The organism is Chryseobacterium sp. CG10_8, assembly GCF_058117085.1.
Genome location: NZ_JBYVEB010000187.1, coordinates 1 through 3,059, shown reverse-complemented (window position 1 = coordinate 3,059; position 3,059 = coordinate 1). Strand labels below are relative to the sequence as shown.

The following is a 3,059-nucleotide window of genomic DNA, read 5'->3' as shown; positions in this document are numbered from 1 at the left end:
AATTTTAGTCTACGCTTATAAAAATAGGATTTAACAGTATAACATTTTGTTTATTAAGCACTTGTGAAAAATACAATTTTCCATACCAAGCCATACGAAAATCCGCACAAGCTTTGGTTAATAAAAAAAGCCACCTAAAATTAGGTGGCTTTTTGTTTTCAATTGAGAAAAAAAGCAGACTTATCTACCTTTCTACATGCTTTATATTTTGCTAATTTTTTCTTCTCCACTTTTGGCGTGCAAAATGGCAAGAATGGTAATACTGTTTTCTTCTATAATGTAGTAGATATGGTAATCAAAAGGTTTTATAAGAACCGTTCTCACGTTCTCATTGTATTTTATTTGGAAACCCTTCGGAGTATTCAGAATCCTTTGTTTGGCTTCTTCTATACTGTCAAGAAAACGTTCGGCTAAAGCAGGATTAATGGGCAAGAAATACTCCACCGCTTCGATAATATCGTTATAAACTCTCGGTCTGTTTTTAAAGACAAAACTCATAGTCCGTATTTTTCCCTAACCGACTGCATCATCACATCAAAATCCATACTGTTATCGGGATTCTTGCGGTAGTCTTCCAAGCGCTCGTCCAAGATTTTCTTGTGCCATTCGGGAATATCATCACCATTAAGTTCTTCTTGTCCTAAGCCATCATACTTTTGCTTTAGCGATTGCCATTCCTCAATTGGTATAAAAACACCGGTAGCATTACCATGATTGTCGAGTATATATTGAAAGTTCATTTTACTAATTTTTTGAGTAGGTTTGTTTGGTTCTAAAATCTCTAATCGTCAAATCCAAAAAACGATTAACAATGGCTTTATCTTCATCATTCATCTCTTGGATTACTTCAAATTTTTCAAGAAGCTCTTTATCTTTTATTGACACAATATCATCATTAAGCAAAGCATCCGAAGAAACCCCCAAAGCATCTGCAATACTTTTTAAAATATCTGCAGGTGGAATACTGCTTCCTAACTCATAACGTGATAAGCTCTTGCTGTTAACCTGAGACTTTACCGCAAGCTCCGCTTGAGAAAGTCCCTTTTGTTGTCTATATAATCGAATACGTTCTGAAATAGTCATAAGTGAGATTTTTAATAATTAAACATCTTACAAATGCGAATATAAGACAAAAAAATGCCAAAATAAAATTAAAATCTCACAAAAACTTATTTTGTATTCTCGTAATTGTTACTTGTTGGGACAAATTTGAGAGGTCTTATATTTTTACAATTTTTTCTTTCCACGTTAAGTAAATCGTTAAAGCTGCATTTAGGCTTGTCTGAAGTATTAAGACATTATGGTAGTTGCAACTAATTCGACTCTTTTTTTAAATAGGGTTTTACAGTATAACATTTTGTTTATTACGTATTTATAAAAACGCTGTTTTCCATACAAAGCCATACGAAAATTCGTATGGCTTTAGTTTTTGGCTTCATTCTAACAAAACGGTCGTTTATTGGGAAGAAGAAAATATTTGTTGATAATATTCTATGTAAACACATTTCCTTCTGTCATTTTCTTATGAAAATTCTATTTCTTTTGGTAATAATCAGTTCTTTCAACCGGAAGTTTCTAAAAAATAACACGGATATTTTGATACTTGAATGAAGCAAAGAATTGCTTTTCAATATATTAAATTATACAATATCGCAATATTTCCAAAAGTTATCATTTCATATCCATTTTTGAGTGTTTATTTTTCTTAACTTTAATCACATAGATTTAAAGAAACACAAAACCTCTCCTCTTATGCGAAAAACATTTACTGTTGGGCTGTTCCTATGGAGCATAGCTAGCATCTCCGCACAAGAAGTTCTCTGGCAAAAAGACATCAAGTCTTCTACCCAAGACTTTCTCAATCAGATTACTACTACTGTCGATGGTCAATTCCTTATTTCAGGGAGTTCCATCCAACAATCCAAAATGCCCTCTGTTAGTTCAGATGGAGGAAAACCCCAAAACAATGGCTACGATTTTCACTTAGTCAAACTCAATCAACAAGGAAATGAAGTATGGGAAAAACATTTTGGAGGTCAAAACCATGATTTCCTTACTTCAGTAACCGCAACTCAAGATGGAAGCTTCCTCGTTACTGGCACCACGTTATCACCTCTTGGGTTAGATAAAAAAGATGAAAGCAAAGGAGGTTCCGATATTTGGCTTATTAAAGTTTCTGAAAACGGAGAAGAACAATGGCAACGGACTTTAGGAACTTCTGCCTATGAAGAAGCCAAAGCAGTGGTTCTAAATGGGGACAAAGGATTTGTTGTAGCAGGAAGTATTGAAAGAGGAGAAAAAAGCTTCGGATCCAAAGATGTGTTTGTTTCTATTTTAGATAAAGAAGGAAAAGAGATCTCTCAATTAGTAATAGGAGGGAAAGGTTCTGATCAGGTGGAGTCTATGGTTCCTACTCGTGATGGGGGTATTGTGTTAGCCATCTATTCCAGAAGTGGGGCTGTTAGTAATGAAGACCTCAAAGTAAATGCTGAGTATTCGAAAACTAAAACCGAAAACAAAAAAGAAAACTCAACCTCAAAAGCGCAAACAACCACTCCAATAACCTATGTGGCTAAAGCAACTGAAAACTATGGACAAGGTGATTATTGGCTAGTGAAACTGGATCAAACAGGAAAAATACTCTGGCAGAGAACCTATGGCGGTGATCAGGATGATCACCCAAGAACTTTGGTGAATACTCTTGATGGAGTACTTATAGGAGGAGAAAGTAGATCTGAAAAATCAGGAAACAAGTCCGTAGGAATAGAAGAAGGAACGGATGTGTGGCTTGTTGCTTTAGATAACAATGGAAATGAACAATGGCAGAAATCCTATTCTTTTAAAAACAGAGATATCTTGATGGGGCTTAATATGGTCATGAATGCCAAAGACTCAGAAACCAAAGGTTTTCTTCTTGGAGGATATACCCAAGCTGAAGGTAGAGTGGAGAAAGATGATGAAACTTTTTGGATGCTTTTTGTAGATCCCAATGGAAATGAAGTTTGGAGAAAACACGTGAAAGGAAAATCACAAAAAAAAGAAGAACGTTTGTCTGATCT

4 protein-coding genes are annotated in these 3,059 nt (G+C 34.9%); 1 reads left to right on the top strand and 3 read right to left on the bottom strand.

Features of this window, described 5'->3' with window-relative positions; translation table 11 throughout:
• Positions 1-201 precede the first annotated feature (201 nt).
• The 3 genes from AC4AGG_RS15920 to AC4AGG_RS15910 are packed head-to-tail and all read right to left on the bottom strand — an operon-like array spanning position 202 to position 1,083.
• Positions 202-498 (bottom strand): type II toxin-antitoxin system RelE/ParE family toxin, encoded by a 297-nt coding sequence (locus AC4AGG_RS15920; RefSeq protein WP_489773006.1) that lies wholly within the window; start codon positions 496-498, stop codon positions 202-204.
• On the bottom strand, positions 495-740 hold the full coding sequence (locus tag AC4AGG_RS15915; RefSeq protein WP_489773005.1) for an addiction module protein: 246 nt from the start codon (positions 738-740) through the stop codon (positions 495-497). Before AC4AGG_RS15915 ends, AC4AGG_RS15920 begins: the two co-directional genes overlap by 4 nt.
• Positions 741-744: 4 nt before the next feature.
• Complete coding sequence (locus AC4AGG_RS15910; protein ID WP_489773004.1) at positions 745-1,083, bottom strand: helix-turn-helix domain-containing protein; 339 nt, start codon at positions 1,081-1,083, stop codon at positions 745-747.
• 669 nt (positions 1,084-1,752) lie between these two features.
• Here AC4AGG_RS15910 and AC4AGG_RS15905 point away from each other — a divergent pair.
• Positions 1,753-3,059, top strand: a 1,307-nt coding sequence (locus AC4AGG_RS15905) for a T9SS type A sorting domain-containing protein (RefSeq protein WP_489773003.1), incomplete at its 3' end; no start/stop codon positions are given.